This window comes from Agrobacterium sp. ES01, from assembly GCF_050320885.1.
Classification (GTDB): domain Bacteria; phylum Pseudomonadota; class Alphaproteobacteria; order Rhizobiales; family Rhizobiaceae; genus Allorhizobium.
Genome location: NZ_JBNQTH010000001.1, coordinates 1,258,329 through 1,281,689, shown reverse-complemented (window position 1 = coordinate 1,281,689; position 23,361 = coordinate 1,258,329). Strand labels below are relative to the sequence as shown.

Here is a 23,361-nt window from a genome sequence, read left to right as displayed (position 1 = left end):
TAGCGGTTTCGTCCCGCCCGCGCTATCTCTGCGGCGAAATGCCCACCACCGTTAGCCAGCGGCAGGTCTATAGACCACATGGGTCGAAGAGAAAACAGAAAGATGGAACGGCATGCCCGAATTGCCCGAGGTTGAAACGGTCAGGCGCGGCCTGGCGCCGGTTATGGAACAGGCGATCATCACACGCCTTGTTCTGCGTCGTCCCGATATGCGCTTTCCCTTTCCCGCCGACTTTGCCATGAATGTTGCCGGGCAGCGCATCATCTCGCTGTCCAGGCGCGCCAAATATCTGCTGATCGATCTCGAGAACGGATTGACCATCGTCAGCCACCTCGGAATGTCCGGTTCATTTCGCATTGAAGCGGGTGGAACCGCAGATGTGCCGGGTGACTTTCTCATGGAACGATCAAAGGACGAGAAACACGATCACGTCATTTTTCATCTCGAAGGCCCATCTGGTCCGTCGCGCGTCATATATAATGATCCACGCCGGTTCGGTTTCATGGATCTTGCTCCGCGCTCTGAACTCGCGACCCTTCCAGCCTTTAGGGACCTCGGTCCAGAGCCAGTCGGAAACAGTCTCGATGCCGAATATCTCGCCACACGTTTTGCCGGCAAGGCGCAGCCCATAAAACTGGCCTTGCTGGATCAGAAGGTCATTGCCGGACTTGGCAATATATATGTGTGCGAAGCCTTGTGGCGCACGGGCATATCGCCTCTGCGTCCAGCCTCAAGCCTGCTGACAAAGACGGGCCGCATGAAGAAAGAGCTTCCCGCTCTGGTCGACGCCATCCGCCAGGTCATCGCGGATGCGATCGCTGCAGGCGGTTCGTCTCTCAGGGATCACATCCAGACCGACGGATCGCTCGGTTATTTTCAGCACAGCTTCAAGGTCTATGATCGTGAAGGTGAGGCTTGCTTGTCGCCGGGATGCGGCGCTACGATTCAACGCATAACACAAGGTGGCCGTTCGACGTTTTATTGCGCGCGCTGCCAGACATAAGTCACAGCGCGAACTTTCGGAGGACTATAATGACGTTCGATAATTTGTTGGTCGAAACCCGAGGCAAAGTGGCCGTTATCACCATCAATCGACCTGAGGCTCTGAACGCCCTAAACTCGGGCGTTATGACGGATCTGGTGAAGGCGCTAAAGAACATTCAGGCTGATCCCGAGATTGGTGCGGTCGTCTTGACCGGCTCGGAAAAAGCCTTTGCCGCCGGCGCTGACATTAAAGAGATGCAGGCTCTGACTTTCCCTGATGTCTATCTGGGCGATTTTATTGGCGGTTGGGATGAGGTTGCCGGTTTTCGCAAGCCGATGATTGCAGCCGTTTCCGGCTTTGCGCTGGGGGGCGGTTGCGAACTCGCTATGATGTGCGATTTCATCATAGCCTCGACGACAGCAAAGTTCGGACAACCGGAAATCACACTCGGTGTCATGCCCGGCATGGGCGGCAGTCAGCGGCTGACTCGTGCTGTCGGCAAGGCGAAAGCTATGGATCTATGCCTGACTGGTCGAATGATGGATGCGACCGAAGCCGAAAGTGCAGGTCTTGTGGCGCGTATCGTGCCTGATGAAGCTCTTCTCGATGAGGCAGTGGAAGCGGCCGCAAAGATAGCGTCTTTCTCACAGACGGCGGTCTCTATGATCAAGGAGAGCGTGAACCGCGCTTTCGAACAAACCCTGACCGAAGGGCTTCGGTTTGAGCGTCGCCTGTTCCATTCGCTATTTGCGACCGAGGACCAGAAAGAGGGAATGGCAGCCTTCGTCGAGAAGCGGAGGCCGGAATTCAAGAACCGATAGGCTAAAGAGTCTGCCTATAAGGCGATTGCAGCAATTTGCGCGTTGACGCCTGCGGACTTTCCAGCTATATGCCCGCCCACAGTTAGGAAAGTTTGTGACTTTCCGAGATTGCTCCCCGATCGCTGGCAGACAGGTTGTACGACCCGGTGTGGCGGAGGTGGAGTTTGTTTGAATTTGAAGAGAGGCATCTATGGCCAATACGACTTCGGCGAAAAAGGCGACCCGCAAGATCGCTCGCCGTACTGCTATCAATAAAGCCCGCCGCTCGCGCGTTCGTGGTTTCATCCGCAAGGTAGAAGAAGCACTTGCTTCCGGTGACGCAGCGCAGGCGAAGGATGCCTTCCAGGCTGCTCAGCCTGAATTGCATCGCGCAGCCACCAAGGGCGTTCTTCACGCCAACACCGCATCGCGCAAGATCTCGCGTCTGGCGCAGCGTGTTAAGGCACTTTCTGCCTGATTTTTGACGTCATTTAGACACATTTAATAAGCCCGGTATTCTTGCCGGGCTTTTTTGCGTTTCCCACTCTCGTTTGACTTTGGTTAAAAGTGCATTGCAATATTGTGTCGTCAGAATGACACAAAAAACAATTTAAATTCAGTTACTTAGGAGAGGATAAAACGCCGGACCGCACTTCACTCAACGGCAGTTTGGCTCAATCATGAGTCAAGAAGATTTTTATTTTTTTTGTTTTTGACCCCGAAAAAGGTCGCCCAAATGGGAATCTCCTTGATTCAAAAGCGATTCTTTTTTTGAGATTGTGGCACCCCAAAACACGCGACCAGAGTCAATGGCTCGAACTTAATTTTGCGTAAAATTCACGGTTGATATTCCACATCGATCCTGCCTAAATGAATTCCACAAGAGGCGGGGACGCGGCCTGAGAGGGTGGTTCCAGAACGGTTTTATTGAGATCGTTTGAAAGCGCTCCAGCCTCTTGGAGCGAAACGTTTCAGTTTCGTTTTTTCGCAAAGAGCAGACGATTGCACCGGACTCCTACAGATTCCGGGCAGGGGATTTTTGTGTCAATTTGCCTGTTTGGACGGGGCAGGCTGAGCGGAGTGAGGAACAGGAGACTGACCCGGTAGTTTCGTTACGAGGACGAATTTGCTGGTAGGCGGGCGACCGCAATAAACGCCGAGCGGGAGAACCATGAAGGAGCTCTGGCATCGGCGGCAGAAAAAAAGATCGGCGGTCGGACATTTGTCTGGGCGCTGGAGAAAAATTGGAAGGCGGCAGAATGCAGATGACTACAGGGACGGGCAGTGCGCTGGTGGGGGATAACCATGTTCGCACACGGCTTGACGCGGTTTGCTCGGAGACGGCAGAGGAAAATACCCACATGAAGAACGACGTGCTCTTTGAGCGTTTCAGCGCCCGGCTGAAAGCTCAAGTTGGGCCAGACGTATATGCGAGCTGGTTTGGCCGTCTCAAGCTTCATGCCTCATCGAAGAGTGTTGTACAGCTGACAGTCCCCACGACCTTCCTGAAGTCATGGATCAACAATCGTTATCTCGACATCATCACCAGCCTCATCCAGGCAGAAGATCCGAATATCCTGAAGGTCGAGATCATGGTGCGCAGCGCCAGCCGCGCCGCAAAGAGTGTTGCGCCCGAGACGCGCGCCCTGCCGCTTGATACGGCAGTGTCGACTGCGCCGCGCAAGCAGCCTGCGCAACAAATCGGCCAGATCATGTCAGCGCCAGGTGCATCCGTACAGGTGTCACGTGGGCCATCCCAGGGCGGACCGCTATTTGGATCTCCGCTGGACCCGCGCTATACGTTCGACGCCTTCATTGAAGGTTCGTCCAATCGCGTGGCACTTGCTGCAGCAAAGACCATTGCAGAAGCCGGTGCCGGCGCAGTGCGCTTCAACCCTCTTTTCATCCATTCGTCGGTAGGGCTTGGCAAAACGCATCTGCTTCAGGCCATCGCAAATGCCGCGATCGGCAGCCCGCGCGTACCCCGCGTCGTTTATCTGACGGCTGAGTATTTCATGTGGCGCTTCGCCACCGCCATTCGCGACAACGACGCTTTGACACTCAAGGACTCGCTTCGTCACATCGATCTTCTGATCATCGATGACATGCAGTTCTTGCAGGGCAAGATGATCCAGAACGAGTTCTGCCATCTTCTCAATATGTTGCTCGATAGTGCCAAGCAGGTCGTGGTTGCCGCCGACCGCGCACCGTGGGAACTGGAATCTCTGGACCCGCGCGTTCGTTCGCGTCTCCAGGGCGGTGTTGCCATCGAAATGGAAGCACCCGACTTCGAAATGCGCGAAGAGATGCTGAAGATCCGTCTGGAAGCAGCGCGCAAGGAAGATTCCTCGCTCGAGATACCAGACGAAGTTCTGGCCCATATCGCCCGCAGCATCACCAGCAGCGGACGTGACCTTGAAGGCGCTTTCAACCAGATCCTGTTTCGCCGCTCATTCGAGCCGAATCTGTCGATTGAGCGTGTGGACGAGCTCTTGGCTCACCTTGTCGGTGCGGCCGAGCAGAAGCGCGTGCGCATTGAGGACATCCAGCGCATTGTCGCGCGTCACTACAATGTGTCGCGGCAGGAACTGGTGTCCAATCGACGAACCCGCGTGATCGTTAAGCCCAGACAAATCGCTATGTATCTGGCAAAAACTCTCACGCCTCGATCATTCCCAGAAATTGGGCGTCGCTTCGGCGGAAGAGACCACACAACGGTTCTCCATGCTGTCCGCAAGATCGAAGATTTGATCAGCGCAGATAACAAGCTTAGCCATGAGGTTGAGCTTCTCAAAAGATTGATCAACGAAAACAACGCCTGAGGCCATCGATGGCCTGCGCCAGCCTTGCCATGTACGACATGCTGGCGCCGGTCTCCCGTGGCAACGATACGCTCTGGCACTTTGTTCGTGATCGATTGCGGGACGCCGGATTTGCGGCTCCGGAGGAGCTCGAGAGGCAGTCGTCCCATGATGCCCTCTGGCCGCAATCGGATCTGATCCTGGCGCAAACCTGCGGCTATCCATACATTACAAAACTGAAGGGTAAGGTCCGTCTCGTTGCGACTCCCATCTATCAGTTTGCCGGGGGGCGTGGAACGGAGCGTCTGAGCTATGTCGTGGTCTCAGTTGCTTCCAGCTATCGCACGCTGGCGGATCTGCGTGGCAAGACGGTCGCTCTCAACGATCGCGGTTCCAATTCCGGTATGAACCTGCTGCGCGCTGCCGTGGCACCGCTCGCGCAAGATGGCCATTTCTTTTCAGATGTTTTGGTGACTGGTGGTCATCATGCATCGCTGGCAGCCGTTGCTGCCGGACACGCGGATGTTGCAGCAGTTGATACCGTAACATTTGGCTTGCTTCAGCGACACGCGCCGGAAAGTCTGGCCGGCATCCGCGTGCTTCAGTCGACGGATAGTGGCCCGGGTCTCCCTTTGATCACGAGCCTTAACGCATCTGACGAAATGGTTGGGGTGCTGAGGAAGGCGCTATCAGAGGCGGTGGCGACCTCAAGTCTCGGATTGGCGGATGATCTCGGCATGATCGGGATCGAATATCTGACAGACAGCGACTATGCCCGTCTGGATAGCTACCGCCTTCAAGCGGAGAAGCTGGGCTATCCAGTGATCGCCTGACCGTCCTTCGACATCAGCGGTACATCATGCTGGTCAGGTTGAGCGCTCTCAGCGTGCTGGGGATGTATCGGCTCGTGGTGCAACCGAAAGAGATAGCGATTGGCGACCTCGCGATAGCCGTCATAAACAAGCCCGCCATTCAGCGATATGAAGGCCTGACGATGTGTGCGGTAGAATTTGGGGATGTCATACCATGCGACCTGCGGCCACCAATGGTGGACGATGTGGAGATTGTTATGGAGAAAGAGTAAACCGAAGACCGGTGAGTTTTCGACGATTGCCGTGCGCTCTTCCTTTGTGCCGGAATAACGATGCTCCGCGAAGGAGCGCAGGCGCGATAGTGACAGGCCCGAATAGACGAAGGCTGTCAGGTAGACCCATATAGGCATGTCACAAACAAGCGTTGTCCAGGCAAAAACCGCGAGGCAGCTGATGATATGTAAAATCCAGATGCGGATATGACGACGGTCACCTCTCACGATGCGGCTGATCTCAGAGCTGCCGAATACGAAAAGTGCCACGAATGGCCCAAGAATAAGCCTGCCTGCCAGCGTATTGTTCATCTTGAAAACAAGCCGTCCGATCGGTCCCATCTCGCTCCAGTCTGTGCCGGTCAGATAATAGGTTTCCGGATCTTCGATCGGGTCCGTAAGCCACTCATCATTGTGGTGTTTGAGATGCGAGGATTTGTAGATCCTGTAGGGCAGCCATATCGAGAGTGGTGGCCAACCGATCAGATCGTTGATGCGTCGAGAGCGTGTGGGATGGCCGTGCAAAACCTCATGTTGAAGCGAGCCATGCCAGGCGATAATCCATCCGCCAGCCAGAAACAAAATGACATATGGGATGGAGTGCCAGAAGAGCGTCAGTCCGATCCAACTGCCATAAATGATGATCGTGAGGGCAGCCGTATGCCACTCGATCCACGAGCGGGATGAGCGGGTGCTTGGCTGAGCTTTCATCTCTGGATAGTTGACGGATGACTTCATGAAAAATCGTGCCAGACCTGAGGTGTTGAAAAACTGTTTAGACTCAATAACCTGCAGGAATTGTGGTCGTGATTTGGCAGCTGCGTCAACGCCAGTTTGACATGTGTTTGAGCGACCCATGCGGACAAAATTCACCAAAATCCGCGCATGGCGAATTTATCTTTTACGCTGCGGTGTAAAGTCGCCGTCGTCTAGGCGGTGGCAATGACTATGATTTCCGGGCTGTCGTCTGAGAAGGCCGAGCCGTCCCAGTCACCGATCCAGTCGATTTGTCCAAATCCACTGTCGTGGAGCAGTTGCGCAATCGTCTGCGGGTCAGGAAAGCGCAACGTGCTCTCGCTGATTAGCCGCTCACCGGTCGACTTGAGTGTAAAGACAGCGTCGAAGGTGACGAAAGCGTCCCAGGTGCGTGTGGTCTGATAATAGACGTCCACATCGCCGATGCCGGGTACATCGGCCGAAGTAAGGGTCTGATTTTCGGTCCAGCTCTCCCAAGCACGATGCAAGGGGTTGCGGCTTTCAAAAACCAGACGTCCGCCGGCTGCCAGATGTCGGCGTGCATTGGCAAGCACCCTGTGGGTCTCATCATCGTCCAAAAACACCTGGAAGACATGGCCCGTCATCACGATCAGATCGAAGCGTCGGGAAAGATCGAATTCCCTGGCGTCTCCGGCCACCCAGCGCACGCTGCCTGAACCTTGCTTGCCAAGTGCTACGCTGAGCATTCCCGCACCAGGTTCAAGACCTGTCACCTGATGGCCGCGCTGCGCATATTCGATTGCAAGCGCGCCGGTCCCGCAGCCCAGATCGAGGATCCGTGACGGTGCGTCAACCAGCCCCAGATAGAACTCGCTGTCTGCACCGGATCGGTTGAAGCTGTCGTAGAGCACCGCCATGTCGTGACGAGAAAAGGCATCATCAATAGGCATTGTCTGCGCTCCATGGCATCAGCAGGCGAGGTCTGCCACCACTGCATCAAGTATCAGCATACCGGCTGGCGTACAGCGCAGGCGGGAATTTCCCAGACGCTCCAGATAACCGTAATCCAGCAGGTTCTGTTCCCGCACAGGATCGGGGGAACGACCGGACAACGTCTGCCATCGCGCCAGATCCACGCCCTCGCGTAATCTCAGTCCCATCAGTAGCAATTCATCGGCCTGCGCATCATTTTCGAGATGCTCTTCTTCGATGATCCCGTGACCCTGACGTTCGACCAGTTCAACCCAGCGTTCGGGATGCCGTTCCATGACGGTCGCCAGTTTCTGGCGGCCGCGCGTTAACCGTCCATGAGCGCCGGGACCGATACCGGCGTAATCACCATAGCGCCAATAGGTCAGGTTATGCCGGCTCTCGGCACCCGGGCGCGCATGGTTGGATACCTCATAGGCAGGCATACCCTGCTCGCAGGTGAAATCCTGCGTGGCTTCATAGAGGTCTGCGGCCTGGTCGTCATCAAGCGTCAACAGCTTGCCTGCCTTGTAGAGGCCATAGAAGGGTGTGCCTTCTTCGATTGTCAGTTGATAAAGCGATAGGTGATCGACCGCGTAGGAAATCGCTTGTTTGAGCTCCGCTTGCCACGCTGCAATCGTCTGTCCGGGCCTTGCATAGATCAGATCGAAGGACATGCGCGGAAAGATATCGCGTGCCAGGCCGACAGCCTTCAGGGCATCCTCGACATTGTGCAGGCGGCCGAGAAATTTCAGGTCCTTGTCATTGAGAGCCTGAACACCAAGAGAAACCCGGTTGACCCCGGCTGATCGATAGCCTCGAAAGCGTTCCGCCTCGACACTGGAGGGGTTTGCCTCCATGGTGATCTCGATGCCTTGCGGGACATGCCAATGCCGGGCGATCCCATTCAGGATCGTCTCGATGGTTGCCGGATCCATGAGCGACGGCGTGCCGCCACCGACAAAAACGCTTGTCACCGTCCTTGGACCACTGATGGCGCGAAGCCACTTCATTTCTGTCAGAAAGGCCGCCGCAAACCGCGCCTGATCAACAGGCTGATGGCGCACGTGGCTGTTGAAATCGCAATAGGGGCATTTGGCCGCGCAGAAGGGCCAGTGCACATAGATACCGAAACCGGGTTCGCCGGTATCAGGCAGGATGAGCGCCGTGGGCTCGACCATAAAAATCAGGCCTCCAGGCAGTGTTCGACGAACAATTTGAAGGCGCGTGCGCGATGTGACAACGCTTCCGGATCGCCCGGTTTCCAGCCATGCTTTTCTTCTGCGGACATCTCGCCGAAGGTCGTGTCATAGCCTTGCGGCTGGAAAACAGGATCATACCCGAAACCCTTTTTCCCCCGTGGGGGCCATACAACCGTGCCCTCCACTTCGCCACGGAAAAACTCGGTGTGGCCGTCCGGCCAGGCAAGGCACAGCACGCTCACGAACCGTGCTGTGCGCTGTTGCGGCTGTGTCGCGCCGCGCTCTGCGAGTGCCGTTTCGACCTTCTGCATCGCCATGTCAAAGTTGCGTGTGCCGTCTTCCAGTTCCGCCCAGTTGGCTGTGTAGACACCAGGGTTGCCGTCGAGTGCGTCGACCACCAGCCCTGAATCGTCCGAGAGTGCGGGAAGACCGGATGCCTGCGCGGAAGCCTGCGCTTTGATCGCGGCATTTTCTTCGAATGTCGTGCCTGTCTCTTCGGGCTCCGCAAACTGCAATTCTGCAGCCGACTTTGCGGAAAAGCCGAATGGACCAATCAAGTCGGCGATTTCCGCAATTTTTCCGGCATTGTGGCTTGCAACAACGATCGTCTTGGTTTCGAGTTTGCGCATTTCTAATCCTGTTCGATGCCCCACAGGCCGGGCTCGGCACATTCAAGACTATTGCCCGCGGGATCGCGGAAATAGATGGAGCGGGCACCGTTGGGCCAGTTGAAATCGGCCTCTATATCGATCCCGGCCTGTGTCAGGCGATCAACCATGGCATCCAGCTTGTCACCACGCACTCGAAAGCAGGCATGTCCCGGGCCACGGGTGCCGTGGGTCGGAACCGGCAGCTTGCCGGTCGGTGAAGGCACAGAAGTCGCCTCCGGGTTGAAAACCAGCAGGATGCCGGCACCGCAGCGAAAGAACACGTGCCGGTCTTTTACCCGTGTTACCGTTTCCAGACCGATCACCGAACCGTAAAAATGCTCGGCGGCATCCAGATCATCGGCGTAAAGCGCCGTTTCCAAGATGCCTTCCGTGAGCGAAGTCATGCCGTCTCCTTTGAGCCTTAGCCGATAGACTGCTTCTGCATGGCCACCAAATCGGCGACGCCGGACTTGGCAAGGCGCATCAGTGTCAGAAATTCTTCTTCGGAGAAGGGAGCGCCTTCTGCCGTGCCCTGAACTTCAACGATGGAGCCTGCGCCCGTCATCACGAAGTTTGCGTCTGTTTCGGCAGCCGAGTCTTCCAGATAATCAAGGTCGATAACCGCCTGCTGGGCAAAGATACCGCACGAGATCGCTGCAACATGGTCCTTAAGGACCCGCTCAAGCTTGATCATGTTGCGGGTTTCCATCCACTTCAGGCAATCGTGAAGGGCAATCCAGGCGCCGGTGATCGATGCAGTGCGTGTGCCGCCATCCGCCTGTATCACATCGCAGTCAAGCGTGATCTGCCGTTCGCCAAGCGCTTCCAGATCAACGACCGCACGTAACGAACGACCGATAAGGCGCTGGATTTCCTGTGTGCGACCGCCTTGCTTGCCGGCAGCTGCTTCGCGCCTCATCCGGTCACCGGTGGCGCGGGGGAGCATGCCGTATTCTGCCGTGACCCAGCCCTTGCCGCTATTGCGCAGCCAAGGTGGCGTCTTTTCTTCAAGGCTTGCGGTGCACAGCACATGGGTGTCACCGAACTTCACCAGGCATGAGCCCTCGGCGTGTTTGGAAAAGTTTCGCTCAAACGAAACTGCCCGCATTTGATCTGTTTTTCTGCCTGATGGACGCATACCGACTTCCTTTCGCGATCTACGGTCTTCTACGGATGGCAGTGCCGATTTGCAAAGGAAAAGCGGCAAAAGAGAAGAAGTCAGATTCCCGTTGGTGATTGGAGCGGGAGTGACTATATTTTGTCAGGACGATATCGAAGGCGTCCGGAAGGCAATATGGATTTATCAACGACCATGCAGATGGAGTTCGGCTCTAACCTTGACGATAGGTCGCGCGAAGTATTCCGTCGCATTGTCGAAAGCTATCTGGAGTCCGGGGAGCCGCTGGGATCTCGCAACCTTTCCCGCATCTTGCCCATGTCGCTATCGCCGGCATCTGTTCGCAACGTGATGAGCGATCTCGAAGAGCTAGGCCTCATCTATTCGCCTCATATCAGTGCTGGCAGGCTCCCAACGCAAACCGGGCTGCGGTTTTTCGTCGACGCCTTCATGCAGGTCGGAAATCTCTCCGATGAAGAACGTGGAAGCATCGACAGGCAGATCCGTCCGGTCGGTCCGGACGCGTCGATGGAAAACCTGCTGAGCGAGGCAAGCCTGATGCTGTCAGGGCTGTCGCGTGGGGCAGGGCTCGTGATCTCGTCCAAGAATGACGCCGTACTGAAACATGTCGAGTTTATCCGGCTGGAGCCGACCAAGGCGCTTTGCGTTCTGGTGGGTGAGCACAATCAGGTCGAAAATCGTATCATCGAATTGCCGGCAGGGATCACCACCTCGCAATTGACCGAGGCTGCGAATTTTCTCAATGCCCATTTGGCCGGTCAGACGCTGGGTGAACTCCGTGGCCAACTGGTGAAGCTGAAGCAGCAGGTCTCAGGCGAGTTGGACATCTTATCCCAGGACCTTGTTGAGCGCGGGCTCGCTGTCTGGTCGGGTGGCAAGGAAAACGACAAGCCGACCCGTCTCATCGTCCGCGGTCGGGCCAATCTTCTGGAAGGTCTCGCTGGAGAGGAAGATATTGATCGCTTGCGCCTCCTTTTCGATGATCTCGAGCGTAAGGAAAGCCTGATCGAGATCTTGAACCTGGCTGAAACTGGCCCGGGCGTCCGAATATTCATCGGCTCGGAAAACAAGCTTTTCTCCTTGTCGGGATCGTCACTCATTGTGGCACCATTCCGGGATGGAGAGGATCGCATCATTGGTGCGGTCGGAGTGATTGGTCCGACACGGCTGAACTACTCGCGCATTGTGCCGATGGTTGACTATACGGCCCAGCTAATGGCGCGGCTTTCGCGTAATCCGCTATAGCCATAAGCGGAGTCAGCCGCTTCTTTTGGCTGAAGCCTTGATTTTTCCGCGACAAACGCTGATATCGGGCACGAAATTTCAATCACAAATTCCGGAGAACGTCATGACCGACGAGACCAATAAGAACGGACCTGACGCAACGGCCACAGAAGACGAAAACGTCGTGTCCATCGATCAGGTTGCAGACGAAGCAGATGCTGGCGAGCCCGATCCTATGGAGGCCGTGAAGGCGGAGAATGCGGAGCTGCGCGACCGCTTCCTGCGTCTGGCCGCCGAGATGGATAATCTTCGCCGTCGCACCGAGCGCGACGTCAAGGATGCCAAGGCATACGCCGTCACCAACTTTGCCCGCGATATGCTGTCGGTGTCGGACAATCTGCGCCGTGCACTCGATGCGATCCCGGAAGAGGCGCGTTCCGCTGCAGAAGCGGGTTTGACCGCACTGATCGAAGGGGTCGAAATGACCGAGCGCGCGATGCTCTCTTCTCTTGAGCGTCATGGCGTTAAGAAGATCGAACCAGAAGGTCAGAAATTCGATCCGAACTTCCATCAGGCAATGTTTGAAGTGCCGAACGCTGATGTCCCGAACAATACCGTCGTTCAGGTCGTCCAGTCTGGATATTCGATCGGCGATCGCGTCCTTCGCCCTGCCATGGTCGGTGTGGCAAAGGGTGGCCAGAAGGCAGAGGGAACAGAGCCCGGCACAGCACCAGTCAACGAAAAAGACGCCTGACATCAGGCGTCCATTTCTTCAGCAATTCGCAGAAATTGAAATGATCCTTGCGCCGCCTTTTCAGGCGGCGTTCGAGGCATGTTCCTCGTTGAGGAATGTGTAGATTGCTGTTGCGGAATCGGTCGCACGCAATTTCGCCACGAGCTCGCTATCCCGAAGAACGCGCGCGATACGCGACAAAGCCTTGAGATGATCGGCGCCGGCGCCTTCAGGCGCCAGCAGCAAAAACACCAGATCGACGGGCTGGTCGTCCAGCGCTTCAAAATCGACAGGTGTTTCAAGTCGGGCAAACACGCCCACAATCTGATTGATACTGGTCAGCTTCCCATGCGGAATGGCGATACCGTTACCAACGCCGGTCGATCCGAGACGCTCTCGCTGCAAGATGACATCGAAGATTTCCCGCTCGGGAATGGATGTGACTTTCGACGCCTTGGCTGCCAGTTCCTGGAGAAGTTGTTTCTTGGAGTTCGCCCTGAGGGCTGGAATGACCGCATCTTGTTGCAGCAAATCTGCCAACGCCATATTTAAATCCTTCATTCCGCCGAAATGAGCGAAGGTGGGTCGGCAGTAACCTGCCGACCCACGCTGTCTCAGCTTTTGATACTGGTGGAATCGATCCAGCCAATATTGCCGTCATTGCGACGGTAGACGATGTTTAGTTCATCCTTGCCCGGGCTGCGAAACAGCAAGACTGGCTCATCCGTCATATCGAGAGCCATGACGGCCGTAGCCACGGACATGGTGCGAAGTTGTTTTGTGCTTTCTGCGACGATGGTCGGCGCGAAGTCTTCAGGCACTTCCTCGTCGTCTTCCGACATCGCGTCCATGACGGTATAGGCGACCGCGATCTCGCCGTTCACGTGTTCCGCGGCGTGGTGGTCTTTCAGCTTGCGTTTGTAGCGCCTCAGCCGTTTCTCGATCCGTTCGGCCGCAATGTCGAATGCGACTTGCGGATCGTTCGCCTCGCCGGCGGCATGCAGGTTCACCCCTGTATCGAGATGGACAAGGCAATCCGCAGAAAATCGTGCTTGCGAAAGCTTGCTCACCGTTGCCTGGCTTGAATAGCCACCGTCAAAATATTTGCCGATCGCTTCTTCGATGTGTTCCTCGATCCGTAGGCGGAAGGAATCGCCGATTTCCATATGTTTTCCGGATACACGCACACTCATGGGGTTTCCCTTCATTATCGTGATTTGCGGGTATCAGTTTACGTCAAGCCTCGCTCTCATCCAAGCGTTTCGAGCATCAATCTTGGTCACGTCTCTGACCATCGGCATAAGTTGGACATCGACGCCACTGCGTTTAAAATGTCGACCAATCGCGGCGGGCTTCTATCGACTGAAATGATGAGAGTCAACGGTTGGCGGGTTCTTTTCTGATCACGGAGACGTCAGGTGTCAGCCCGCGGAGACTTTAGACAGGGCGCGCTTTTCACGTCTGCGTTGAACGGAAGAGGGGATGTTCATTGCCTCCCGATATTTTGCCACGGTCCGCCGCGCGAGATCCACACCGTCCCGCTTGAGGCTGTGAACAATGTCGTCATCAGACAGAACGTCTTCTGCGGTCTCTTGGGCAATCAAAGCGCGTATGCGATGGCGCACGGATTCGGCGGAATGCGTCTCGCCACCTTCCGCGGATGCAATCGAGACGCTGAAGAAATACTTCAGTTCAAACAGCCCACGGGGCGTGAGCATGTATTTGTTGGAGGTTACACGGCTCACGGTCGATTCATGCATCTTGATGGCATCGGCAACCGCCTTCAGATTGAGCGGGCGAAGATGCTCCACGCCGTGGCGGAGAAAGGCATCCTGTTGCCGTACGATTTCCGCTGCCACTTTCGCAATTGTCTTGGCGCGCTGGTCCAGACTGCGCGTCAGCCAATTGGCGTTTTGCAGGCACTCGGACAAGAAGCTCTGATCGGATTCGCTCTTTCTTGCGACCACGGTCAGGTAGTTCTGGTTGACGAGAACGCGTGGCAGAACATCTGGATTAAGCTCAACCACCCACTGTCCGCCGCTGTTTGGGCGAATAATGATGTCGGGAACGACAGATTCACTGATAGCGGGTTCGAAGCAATTGCCCGGCTTCGGATTGAGTTTTCGAATCTCTGCCAGCATGTCGATGAGGTCTTCCTCATCCACACGGCACAGTTTCTTCAGAGTGGCAAAGTCGCGCTTCGCCAAAAGCTCCAGATTGTCGATGAGCACTGCCATCGCGGGATCAAGCCGATCGCGAAGCCTAAGCTGTATGGCGAGGCACTCGCTGAGAGAGCGTGCGAAGACGCCTGGCGGATCGAGGCTTTGGAGCTGAAACAGAATATTTTCGACATGCTCGACACCCGTGCCGAAACGCTCGGCGATTTCGCGGAAATCACCGCTCAGATATCCAGTGTCATCTATTTGATCGAGCAGCGCCATTGCGAGAAGCCGATCGCCGGCGCCATGCACTGCAAAGGGAATCTGTTCTTTGAGATGATCTTGAAGGCTTACGCGTCCCGCGACGAAATCGTCGAGATCATAGGCGTCTCCTCCCGGGGCAGCACTGCCGTGGATGGACTTCCATTGCCCCAGAAGCTCAGGCGTGTCCGCCGAGGTGGCCCCGCCCTCATCGGCAAACGAGGTATCGAAATTCGTGTCGAGGCGCTCCGAGAGCGTGTTATCCTGGCCGGGTTCATACCAGTCGCTGGCAAGCTGCCCGCCTTCGCCCTCTGTTCCCTCGCCAACGCCTGTATCGGAGGCAGCGTCATCGGAACTGCGATGCGGCTCGCCGATGAAGTCGTCATCATCTGGCACGAGTTCAAGAAGAGGGTTCTTTTCTATTTCCTGGGAGATGAAATGCGTGAGCTCGAGATGGGTCATTTGCAGCAGCTGTATCGACTGCATCAGCTGCGGCGTCATGACCAGAGATTGGCTCTGGCGCAAGAAAAGGTTGGCGGATAAGGCCATGGCGGACGCTATACTCCCCTGCAATCCCCTTTTTTGGCGTTTCCAGCACCTCCGCCGTGCCAGAAAAGTCCAACTGGCCCAAAAATTGCTTTTTTATGGGGTTTGGTCAAGCTTGCTTGTGGCGAAAGCGAGACTTTCTTGGGTCTCAGGCTTTACAGGCTGAACTTGTCGCCGAGGTAAAGTCTGCGCACATCCGCGTTATTGACAATGTCATCAGCGCGACCGTGAGTCAAAACTTCGCCAGCGTGGATAATATAGGCGCGATCAATAAGGCCCAGTGTTTCCCGCACGTTATGGTCGGTGATGAGGACGCCAATGCCGCGTGCGGTCAGGTGCCGCACCAGATTCTGAATGTCGGATACCGATATCGGATCGACGCCTGCGAAGGGCTCGTCAAGCAACATGAATGTCGGATTGGTGGCCAACGCACGGGCAATTTCCAAGCGTCGTCTTTCGCCACCTGAAAGGGCAACTGCCGGAGATTTGCGCAATTTTTCGATGTGAAATTCATCAAGAAGCTCGTCGAGCTTGTTTTCACGGCTCGCCTTGTTCTTGTCGTGAACCTCCAGAACGGCGCGAATATTGTCCTCCACACTCAATCCGCGAAAAATAGAGGCTTCCTGTGGCAGATAACCGACACCCAGGCGCGCCCGCCGATACATCGGCATGGCCGTCACGTCATTGCCGTCGATAGCGATGATGCCTTCGTCAACCGGAACGAGACCGGTGATCATATAAAAACAGGTCGTCTTGCCAGCGCCATTGGGGCCGAGCAGGCCGACGGCCTCCCCGCGTCTCACGACGAGCGAGACCCCGTTGACCACGCGACGAGCGTTATAGCTCTTCGTCAGACCATGGGCGATCAGGGTGCCCTCATACCGCTCTTTGTCGAGTTTCGGCTGGGCAGGGTCTTGTCGCTTGGCGCGACCAGCGCCGAACAGTTTGGAGACTTTTGGGATTTTCACAGGCGATACCGGCTTTACTTCTTTTTTTGCTGGGATTTGGGATCCAGCTGGATCTGAACGCGGCCACCGCAGCTTTCCAGTTTAGCCTCACCATTGGTCATTTTAACAGTGAGCTTGCAGCCCACGAAGACGTTTTGACCTTCAGATAGAACAACGCGATCTCCCTGGAGGACGAAGACCTGGGACTCAAGATTGAAGTTTCCGGTCTCTGCCGTCGCCTGCTGTGCGCCGGACGATAGGAAGACCGTGTCGGAAACATCGATCTTTTCAATATCGGCATTACCCGCGGTCACGGACGCGCCTTCACCCTTGTAATGAACGATCATTCGACCGGCGCGCAGCATAGTCGATCCCTGAACCACCTTCACATTGCCGGTGAAGATGGCTTGCTTGTCTTGCTCGCGAAACTGAAGTTCATCGCTCTCGATCTGGATTGGCTGGTCATTGGAAAGCTTCATACCCTCCATGTTGGTCGTTTGTGCCATGACCGGCATTGTCAGAGTGGACGCCGCCAGAGCCGCCGCGATCATAGCGCTGCTGAAACGAACAAATGCGTGGTGATGGAGGCTCATCTTTGACCTGGCTTTCAATTGCCCTGCTGGCGAATGGTTGACGGCTCTATGTTGACCTTCACATGGCCCGCGAAGGTAATGGTGCGCCCTTTATCGGTTATCTTTAGTGAGTCCGCAACAATGGAGGCCTCATTCGCCTTGATGGACACGGGGTCGCTGGTGTCCATATTGCCGCCTGGAATATCAAGATGGGCCGATTGGAAGTCCGCTACCAACCCGTTGCTCAGTGTCAATGTGAACGGCTCTTCCATATCGAGACGATCCGCCGTCCTGTCGAATATGCCGCTTGTGGCCACCACCCGTGCCGTGACCTTGTCATTCACCGGTACAGCAGCAGCAATGTCCTCAAGGGTAATGATGTTTGGGTTCTTGATGTCCTGCAGGGCACGCTCTGCCCGCATGGAATAGCTGATACCGTCCTTGTTGCGACCGGAAATAGCGGGTTTTTCCATGACGATCTTGCCGTTTTCGATCCGCGCGGAATCGATATTCAAATTCTCCGGCAAATAGGTGCGCACCACCGAGACGGCGATAAAGGCAAGGGAAATCAGGGTTGCAGCGATGGGAAGCAGGACTTTCAGCCGCCGGACGCGCACGGAATGGCGCAATGCGGACGCATAGGCGTTGCGCCCGACGGATCGGGCGGCAATTCCATCATTGTCGGCAACCCTGTTTAGCATTCAATCGGGCCTGTATCTTAAGAACTGCAACATGCTGGGGCTCGTAAAAGGTCGCCGCGGCGCGCGGCAGGACGTTTCGCATGATTGCTATAGCTTGCCAATATGGAAATTGTGTTGATTTTTGCAAGAGTTGGCGCACTTCAAGGCCCGCTGCAGCGACGATTTGCGCCAATTTCAGATAAAGTGATCACTGGCAGTAGCGCATCTGTTCCAAGGCGGGCTATGTAATGCTTGGAACAGAGGCGAAGCCTTTGGAATGGAAGTTGTTTCTTGACGGTGCTGATCGGGTTTGGCACCTTGTCTTCGTTTTTTAAAGTTGTTCAGGGGGCAACCGTGATCAAATCAGAACTGGTGCAGATCGTCGCCGCTCACAATCCGCACCTCTATCATCGCGATGTCGAAAACATCGTTAATGCGGTTCTTGACGAGATCACAGACGCTTTGGCAGCTGGCAACCGGGTCGAGTTGCGCGGCTTTGGGGCCTTTTCAGTGAAGAACCGACCTTCGCGATCCGGTCGGAACCCGCGCACGGGTGAATCCGTTTTTGTGGAAGAAAAATGGGTTCCCTTTTTCAAGACCGGCAAGGAATTGCGCGAACGCCTGAACCCAGGGATGAAGGACGAAGACGAATAGGGCCAACCCCGTAGGAGCAATTCCGTAGTTTTGGCTGCGGTTGTTCATCGTTTCGCCAAAGTTTGTCGATCATCCCATAAGGGTGTCTGGCTACCGCCGAGGAGATGGCATGATTAGAAAAATCGTAAATCTGGTGATTTTTGTGCCGCTCGGCATCGTGCTCATCGTGCTTTCAGTGGCCAATCGGCAGGAAGTCAGGCTCGCGCTCAATCCGTTCAGGCCCGAAGACAGCCTTTTGTCGCTCAGTGCGCCATTCTTCGTTTTCATTTTTCTGGCTCTCATATTCGGCATGGTCATCGGGTCTCTCGCCACGTGGTTTGCGCAAAGCAAATATCGCAAGCGCGCCCGCAACGAGAAGCTTGCGGCAGTGCGCTGGCGCTCCGAGGCAGACAAGCAGAAGAACCGTGCCGAAGAAATTGCAGGCCAAACTCTGCCGCAACTTGGCGCGAAATAGGCTCACGCTGTCGCTGAAGTCATGATTGCCAGCGGAAAGTGCCTTTTCGCGACGGCGGTGGAGTGCTAGTCCCTTCGCCGAGCGAAGATAGCGATAAGCGGATCAGGACATTGAAGAACAATAAAACGCGTCACGCGCCGAAATCGACGTCGCGTCCCGCGGCGCGCAAGGATCGTTCGGTTGAGCGCGGGGAGGGGCCTCCGAAGGCGGCGCATGCATCTGCGCCCCACAAACAGCGCCCGGCCGAACCAACTGCGCCGCAAGAGCAGCGCAAGCTGGAGATCCGCGCAGGCGAGCGACCTGCCGAGCGTGTTCCGCTGATTCTGGAATCCGTGGCCGCCGGCGACTTTCATCTGATTGACAGCGGTGATGGCCTGAAGCTCGAGAAATACGGGCCATACCGGATTGTCCGTCCCGAGGCGCAGGCTCTCTGGCCAAGGGCGCTACCTGCCCATGTCTGGGACGCAGCCGATGCAATCTTTACCGGTGACACCGAAGAAGATGGCATGGGACGCTGGCGCTTCCCGCGCGAAGCCCTGGGCGAGACCTGGCCGCTGTCCCTTCTTGATATCGATTTTCTCGGGCGGTTTACCAGCTTTCGCCACGTCGGCGTATTTCCCGAACAGATTGCCCATTGGACGTGGCTCAAGCAGACGATCGAGGCACGCAAGCAGCCGACCAAGGTGCTGAACCTGTTCGGCTATACCGGCGTCGCCTCGCTTGTCGCAGCATCTGCTGGCGCAGAAGTGACCCACGTGGATGCCTCCAAGAAGGCAATCGGCTGGGCGCGCGAGAACCAGCAACTCAGCCGCCTCGACAAGGCACCGATTCGCTGGATTTGCGAAGATGCGATGAAGTTTATCCAGCGTGAGGAACGTCGCGGCAACCGCTACGATATCATCCTGACCGATCCGCCAAAGTTCGGGCGCGGTCCCAATGGCGAAGTCTGGCACCTGTTTGAGCATCTTCCCGCAATGCTGGATATATGTCGGGAAATTCTCTCTCCAAATGCAGCCGGTCTGGTCCTGACCGCCTATTCGATCCGCGCCAGCTTCTACTCGATCCATGAACTCATGCGCGAAACCATGCGCGGCAAGCGCGGCGCAGTGGAATCCGGTGAACTGGTCATCCGCGAAACCGGACTTGACGGCAAGACTCCGGGCAGGGTGCTGTCGACCTCCCTCTTCAGCCGATGGGTTCCCAAATGAATGACTTCAGAGAAAAAGGCGGGCCGCGCCGTGTGGGCCAGGTGAAGGAGATTACCAGCCTTGCCAATCCGGTCATCAAGGACATCAAACTCCTTGCGCAGAAAAGACACCGCGATGAGAGCGGATCGTTTCTGGCCGAAGGATTGAAGCTGGTGATTGATGCGCTGGATCTGGGCTGGACGATCCGCACGCTGGTCTATTCCAAGGCCGGCAAAGGCAAGCCTCTGGTCGAGAAGACAGCGGCGCGGACGGTAGCAGCCGGCGGGCTCGTGCTTGAAGTGAGCGACAAGGTCATGTCTTCCATGACGCGTCGCGACAATCCGCAAATGGTCGCGGGCGTTTTTGAACAAAGGTGGTCGCCCCTCGGGAATGTTCGGCCACAAAAAACTGAGACCTGGGTCGCACTTGACCGCGTCCGTGATCCCGGCAACCTAGGCACCATTATTCGCACTGCGGATGCATCAGGTGCCTCCGGCGTCATTCTCGTTGGTGAATGCACGGATCCATTTTCGATGGAGACGGTCCGCGCTACCATGGGATCGGTCTTTGCACTTCCTCTAGTGAGGACGTCCGCAGAGGATTTTCTGCGCTGGAAAAAAGGCTCGGGCGCAAAGATTGTTGCGACCCATTTGGCAGGTGCGGTGGACTATCGCACGATCGACTACCGCGAAAAGCCGGTCGTGCTTTTGATGGGCAACGAACAGTCAGGGCTTCCCGAAGAGCTGGCACGAGAAGCCGATGCGCTCGCGCGTATTCCCCAGGCGGGTCGTGCCGATTCTCTCAATCTGGCCGTTGCAACGGGTGTCATGCTGTTTGAAGCCAGACGTCATATCCTATCGCTGGACGGGAAGAACTGATGGTGCGCCCGGCCATTTTTTCGCGCATAGGACCGGCGCTGATTTTTATTGCCTTCGCACTGGCTCTCGATCAGATCGCGAAATTGCTGGTGGAATGGTATCTGCCGATGCATGAGCTTGTCCCGGTCATGCCGATGCTGGGGCTGTACCGCACCCACAATCTGGGCGTGGCATTCTCGCTTCTGTCTGGCCTGGATGGCTGGCTGATTGTCGGCTTGCGGGTGGTAATCGTTATCTTTGTTATCTCGATGTGGCGCCGCTCGGGCCCGGAACACCACTTTGCTCATCTGGGCTTTGCTATGATCATTGCCGGCGCCCTTGGTAATATCATCGACCGTTTGGTCTATGGTCATGTCGTCGACTATATCCTTTTCTATACGCAAACATGGTCTTTCGCTGTCTTCAATCTGGCTGACAGCCTGATTACCGTTGGCGCAATTTTTGTGATCGCGGACGAGGTTTTGTTCAAGAAATCGAGTGGCGAAAAGACATAGTTTTAGTCCTCGATAACTGTCGGGGATCACATGAGAGCGTGACGAAGTCTGTCACGATAGTGTCGCAGATCCATGGTTTATCCAACATGACTCATAGGTCGGGACGAATCGATATGACGCTTGAAATGCTGAACCGCCCTTCATCCGCAGCAGCCGATGACCGCTCGGCAGTTGCCATTCCCAGTCCAACCTCGGATGTGCTTGGACGTATTGGCAATCTCGAAACACGTCTGGCACGCACGGATCGCGAGATCGATGCCGCCCAAGCCGTTCGCTACCGCGTATTCATCGAGGAAATGAATGCCAAGGTCGCGCCCGAAGCCATGCGGCGCAAGCGCGATGTAGACGCGTGGGATGAGATCTGCGAGCATTTGCTGGTTCTGGACCGCTCGATTGACGGTGATCCGGAAGATCAGATTGTCGGCACCTATCGACTGCTGCGGCAGGATGTTGCCGAGCGCAATGGCGGTTTCTATTCCGCCTCCGAATTCGATATCGAACCTCTGCTGAGGCGCCACCCGGATCAGCGTTTCATGGAACTTGGGCGCTCCTGTGTGCTCCCCAATTACCGCACGAAGCGCACTGTCGAACTGCTATGGCAGGGCAATTGGGCTTATGCCTTGAAGCACGGCATAAGCGCTCTTTTTGGCTGCGCCTCATTTCATGGAACACAGCCCGAAGAGCATGCGCTGGCCCTGTCTTTCCTGCATCACAACCTGCGGGCGCGTGACGAGTGGGCAGTCGAGGCGCGGCGTGAATTGTTTCGCAACATGGATTTGATGCCGGTTGAGGCGATCAGCGCGCGCAAGGCAATGACTGCCCTGCCTCCTCTGATCAAAGGCTATATGCGCCTCGGCGCAATGGTCAGCACCGGCGCTGTGGTCGATCACGCCTTCAATACAACCGACGTCATGATCATTTTGCCGATCACAAGCATCTCTGATCGCTACCTGAATTATTATGGCGCTGATGCGGGTCGTTTCGCGAGCTGATTAACCTCTATCGGTTTGCGTGCCGCCAAAACGGGGCATTGGAAGATCGCCAATTTCCCGTTCGCTCATGCGCGAAATTGCTGGATGGGCGAGAATGTCCCGCTCATGACGTTCTGGTTCGGTATCCTGATATCTGCATTGCAGGATGCCCTGTATGATATTGCAGAGAAAGGTGAGCATTGTCGCCGGCCAATTACCTCATTTCGCCGTTTGATAATCCCTCTCACGCGGTAGAGATTCAATTGAGCTTTTCAGCGTCCCGCTTTAGAAAAGCTATATGAAAAACCTCAATCTCGTTCATCTGAATGGCTTACGGGCGTTGGAAGCGGTGGGCCGTTTGGGTTCGCTGCAAGCAGCTGCCGATGAACTGGGTGTGACAATCGGCGCGATCAGCCAGCAGGTGATCAAATGTGAAAAGCAGCTCGGTCGCCAGATCTTCATTCGCGAGTCCAAGGGCATGGTCGTGAGCGCCGCCGGTCGGGAATTGTTATCGCAGCTAACGCCTGCTTTTGGGGCGCTGTCACAGGCCGTGGAAAGCGTGCGCAGCGATCGCGATGAAGTGCTTACAATATCCGTGGCACCCGTATTTGCGGCGCGCTGGTTGGTCTTCCGTATCGGCGAATTTGCTGAAATCTATCCGAATATCCGTTTGCGCCTCGATGCGACCAGTAAGATTGTCGATCCGGCAGCCGGCGATGTCGATCTCTGCATCAGGGTCGGCAAGGGAGAGTGGCCGGGTGTGGATTCCTCGCTGCTGTTGGCTCAGGAGATCTTTCCCGTCTGTGCGCCGTCGATTGCAGCCGGACTTCGCAAGCCATCGGACCTTTTGACCCTTCCTGCGGTGATCGATGGCCAGTCCATGTTCAGTTGGGATGTCTGGCTGTCACGCGTGGGGCTTGGCGGTCGGAAGGTGCAGGCCGGCCACGTCTACAACGAAGCCTCGCTCTGCCTGGATGCGACCATTGCGGGACAAGGTGTCATGCTGGCATGGCAGACGCTGGCATCGCACGCGATCCAGACCGGACAACTCGTGGTCCCATTCGGCCCCTTCGTCGCCACCGGCAATGGCCACCATCTTGTCACGGCAAAGGGTGCCAGAAAGTCGCCAAAACTGGACGCCTTTCAAGCTTGGCTGCGTCACGCGCTCGACACTGATATGGCAGCGCTGCAAGCCTTCGTGCGAAAGCAAGGAATAGATCCCGGCGCGCAGCTTTGAGCTTCAGCGTAAATGTGT

The 23,361-nt window shown here is 56.1% G+C and carries 26 protein-coding genes; 14 read left to right on the top strand and 12 right to left on the bottom strand.

Annotated features, from left to right (window positions below; genetic code table 11):
• The first annotated feature begins 112 nt into the window (after positions 1-112).
• The 5 genes from mutM (at position 113) to ACQQ2Q_RS06275 (ending at position 5,419) form a co-directional block, all read left to right on the top strand.
• On the top strand, positions 113-1,003 hold the full coding sequence (gene mutM, locus ACQQ2Q_RS06295) for a bifunctional DNA-formamidopyrimidine glycosylase/DNA-(apurinic or apyrimidinic site) lyase (protein ID WP_428186158.1): 891 nt from the start codon (positions 113-115) through the stop codon (positions 1,001-1,003).
• A gap of 29 nt (positions 1,004-1,032) precedes the next feature.
• Positions 1,033-1,806: an enoyl-CoA hydratase gene (locus ACQQ2Q_RS06290; protein ID WP_428186157.1), complete on the top strand. Its 774-nt coding sequence runs from the start codon at positions 1,033-1,035 to the stop codon at positions 1,804-1,806.
• A 190-nt stretch (positions 1,807-1,996) separates the two neighbouring features.
• Positions 1,997-2,263, top strand: a complete 267-nt coding sequence (gene rpsT, locus ACQQ2Q_RS06285; protein WP_428186156.1) for a 30S ribosomal protein S20 — start codon at positions 1,997-1,999, stop codon at positions 2,261-2,263.
• 781 nt (positions 2,264-3,044) lie between these two features.
• On the top strand, positions 3,045-4,607 hold the full coding sequence (dnaA, locus tag ACQQ2Q_RS06280) for a chromosomal replication initiator protein DnaA (protein ID WP_428186155.1): 1,563 nt from the start codon (positions 3,045-3,047) through the stop codon (positions 4,605-4,607).
• A gap of 8 nt (positions 4,608-4,615) precedes the next feature.
• Positions 4,616-5,419, top strand: coding sequence for a phosphate/phosphite/phosphonate ABC transporter substrate-binding protein (locus ACQQ2Q_RS06275; RefSeq protein WP_428186154.1), 804 nt, complete (start codon positions 4,616-4,618; stop codon positions 5,417-5,419).
• Here ACQQ2Q_RS06275 and ACQQ2Q_RS06270 read toward each other — a convergent pair.
• From ACQQ2Q_RS06270 to rph, 6 genes are all read right to left on the bottom strand, one after another.
• A complete protein-coding gene (locus ACQQ2Q_RS06270; RefSeq protein WP_428186153.1) occupies positions 5,401-6,408 on the bottom strand; it encodes a fatty acid desaturase in 1,008 nt (335 codons plus the stop codon). The genes ACQQ2Q_RS06275 and ACQQ2Q_RS06270 overlap by 19 nt on opposite strands.
• A 191-nt stretch (positions 6,409-6,599) precedes the next feature.
• Positions 6,600-7,337: a class I SAM-dependent methyltransferase gene (locus tag ACQQ2Q_RS06265; protein WP_428186152.1), complete on the bottom strand. Its 738-nt coding sequence runs from the start codon at positions 7,335-7,337 to the stop codon at positions 6,600-6,602.
• An 18-nt stretch (positions 7,338-7,355) separates the two neighbouring features.
• Positions 7,356-8,537 (bottom strand): radical SAM family heme chaperone HemW, encoded by a 1,182-nt coding sequence (hemW, locus tag ACQQ2Q_RS06260; protein ID WP_428186151.1) that lies wholly within the window; start codon positions 8,535-8,537, stop codon positions 7,356-7,358.
• A 5-nt stretch (positions 8,538-8,542) separates the two neighbouring features.
• Complete coding sequence (gene rdgB, locus ACQQ2Q_RS06255; protein ID WP_428186150.1) at positions 8,543-9,187, bottom strand: RdgB/HAM1 family non-canonical purine NTP pyrophosphatase; 645 nt, start codon at positions 9,185-9,187, stop codon at positions 8,543-8,545.
• Positions 9,188-9,189: 2 nt separating this feature from the next.
• Positions 9,190-9,612, bottom strand: coding sequence for a VOC family protein (locus ACQQ2Q_RS06250; protein WP_428186149.1), 423 nt, complete (start codon positions 9,610-9,612; stop codon positions 9,190-9,192).
• Positions 9,613-9,629: 17 nt separating this feature from the next.
• Entirely contained in the window at positions 9,630-10,346 is a 717-nt protein-coding gene (rph, locus tag ACQQ2Q_RS06245; protein ID WP_428186148.1) for a ribonuclease PH, read from the bottom strand.
• A gap of 156 nt (positions 10,347-10,502) precedes the next feature.
• Here rph and hrcA point away from each other — a divergent pair, with 156 nt between their 5' ends.
• The gene (hrcA, locus tag ACQQ2Q_RS06240; RefSeq protein WP_428186147.1) at positions 10,503-11,591 is read left to right on the top strand and encodes a heat-inducible transcriptional repressor HrcA; all 1,089 of its coding nucleotides are present in this window, start codon (positions 10,503-10,505) and stop codon (positions 11,589-11,591) included.
• A gap of 103 nt (positions 11,592-11,694) precedes the next feature.
• Positions 11,695-12,324: a nucleotide exchange factor GrpE gene (gene grpE / locus ACQQ2Q_RS06235; RefSeq protein WP_428186146.1), complete on the top strand. Its 630-nt coding sequence runs from the start codon at positions 11,695-11,697 to the stop codon at positions 12,322-12,324.
• A 60-nt stretch (positions 12,325-12,384) separates the two neighbouring features.
• Here grpE and ptsN read toward each other — a convergent pair whose 3' ends face one another.
• The 6 genes from ptsN to lptC all read right to left on the bottom strand — a co-directional run bounded on the left by ptsN (position 12,385) and on the right by lptC (position 17,489).
• The gene (gene ptsN, locus ACQQ2Q_RS06230; protein ID WP_428186145.1) at positions 12,385-12,849 is read right to left on the bottom strand and encodes a PTS IIA-like nitrogen regulatory protein PtsN; all 465 of its coding nucleotides are present in this window, start codon (positions 12,847-12,849) and stop codon (positions 12,385-12,387) included.
• A gap of 68 nt (positions 12,850-12,917) precedes the next feature.
• Positions 12,918-13,496: a ribosome hibernation-promoting factor, HPF/YfiA family gene (gene hpf / locus ACQQ2Q_RS06225; RefSeq protein ID WP_428186144.1), complete on the bottom strand. Its 579-nt coding sequence runs from the start codon at positions 13,494-13,496 to the stop codon at positions 12,918-12,920.
• A gap of 228 nt (positions 13,497-13,724) precedes the next feature.
• On the bottom strand, positions 13,725-15,272 hold the full coding sequence (gene rpoN / locus ACQQ2Q_RS06220; RefSeq protein WP_428186143.1) for an RNA polymerase factor sigma-54: 1,548 nt from the start codon (positions 15,270-15,272) through the stop codon (positions 13,725-13,727).
• Positions 15,273-15,424: 152 nt separating this feature from the next.
• Entirely contained in the window at positions 15,425-16,213 is a 789-nt protein-coding gene (gene lptB, locus ACQQ2Q_RS06215) for an LPS export ABC transporter ATP-binding protein (protein WP_428186497.1), read from the bottom strand.
• A gap of 38 nt (positions 16,214-16,251) precedes the next feature.
• Positions 16,252-16,809, bottom strand: a complete 558-nt coding sequence (locus ACQQ2Q_RS06210; protein WP_428186496.1) for an LptA/OstA family protein — start codon at positions 16,807-16,809, stop codon at positions 16,252-16,254.
• 14 nt (positions 16,810-16,823) lie between these two features.
• On the bottom strand, positions 16,824-17,489 hold the full coding sequence (gene lptC / locus ACQQ2Q_RS06205; RefSeq protein ID WP_428186142.1) for an LPS export ABC transporter periplasmic protein LptC: 666 nt from the start codon (positions 17,487-17,489) through the stop codon (positions 16,824-16,826).
• A gap of 297 nt (positions 17,490-17,786) precedes the next feature.
• Here lptC and ACQQ2Q_RS06200 point away from each other — a divergent pair, with 297 nt between their 5' ends.
• From ACQQ2Q_RS06200 to ACQQ2Q_RS06170, 7 genes are all read left to right on the top strand, one after another.
• A complete protein-coding gene (locus ACQQ2Q_RS06200; protein WP_428186495.1) occupies positions 17,787-18,122 on the top strand; it encodes an integration host factor subunit beta in 336 nt (111 codons plus the stop codon).
• Positions 18,123-18,231: 109 nt separating this feature from the next.
• On the top strand, positions 18,232-18,576 hold the full coding sequence (locus ACQQ2Q_RS06195) for a DUF1049 domain-containing protein (RefSeq protein ID WP_428186141.1): 345 nt from the start codon (positions 18,232-18,234) through the stop codon (positions 18,574-18,576).
• A gap of 110 nt (positions 18,577-18,686) precedes the next feature.
• On the top strand, positions 18,687-19,784 hold the full coding sequence (locus ACQQ2Q_RS06190; RefSeq protein ID WP_428186140.1) for a class I SAM-dependent methyltransferase: 1,098 nt from the start codon (positions 18,687-18,689) through the stop codon (positions 19,782-19,784).
• Positions 19,781-20,641, top strand: coding sequence for a TrmH family RNA methyltransferase (locus tag ACQQ2Q_RS06185; RefSeq protein WP_428186139.1), 861 nt, complete (start codon positions 19,781-19,783; stop codon positions 20,639-20,641). Before ACQQ2Q_RS06190 ends, ACQQ2Q_RS06185 begins: the two co-directional genes overlap by 4 nt.
• On the top strand, positions 20,641-21,135 hold the full coding sequence (gene lspA, locus ACQQ2Q_RS06180) for a signal peptidase II (RefSeq protein ID WP_428186138.1): 495 nt from the start codon (positions 20,641-20,643) through the stop codon (positions 21,133-21,135). The genes ACQQ2Q_RS06185 and lspA overlap by 1 nt, the downstream gene beginning before the upstream one ends.
• A 125-nt stretch (positions 21,136-21,260) precedes the next feature.
• Positions 21,261-22,127, top strand: a complete 867-nt coding sequence (locus tag ACQQ2Q_RS06175) for a GNAT family N-acetyltransferase (protein WP_428186494.1) — start codon at positions 21,261-21,263, stop codon at positions 22,125-22,127.
• A gap of 277 nt (positions 22,128-22,404) precedes the next feature.
• Positions 22,405-23,343 carry a LysR substrate-binding domain-containing protein gene (locus ACQQ2Q_RS06170; RefSeq protein ID WP_428186137.1) on the top strand — a complete coding sequence of 313 codons (939 nt, stop codon included), beginning with the start codon at positions 22,405-22,407 and terminating at the stop codon, positions 23,341-23,343.
• Positions 23,344-23,361: the final 18 nt, after the last annotated feature.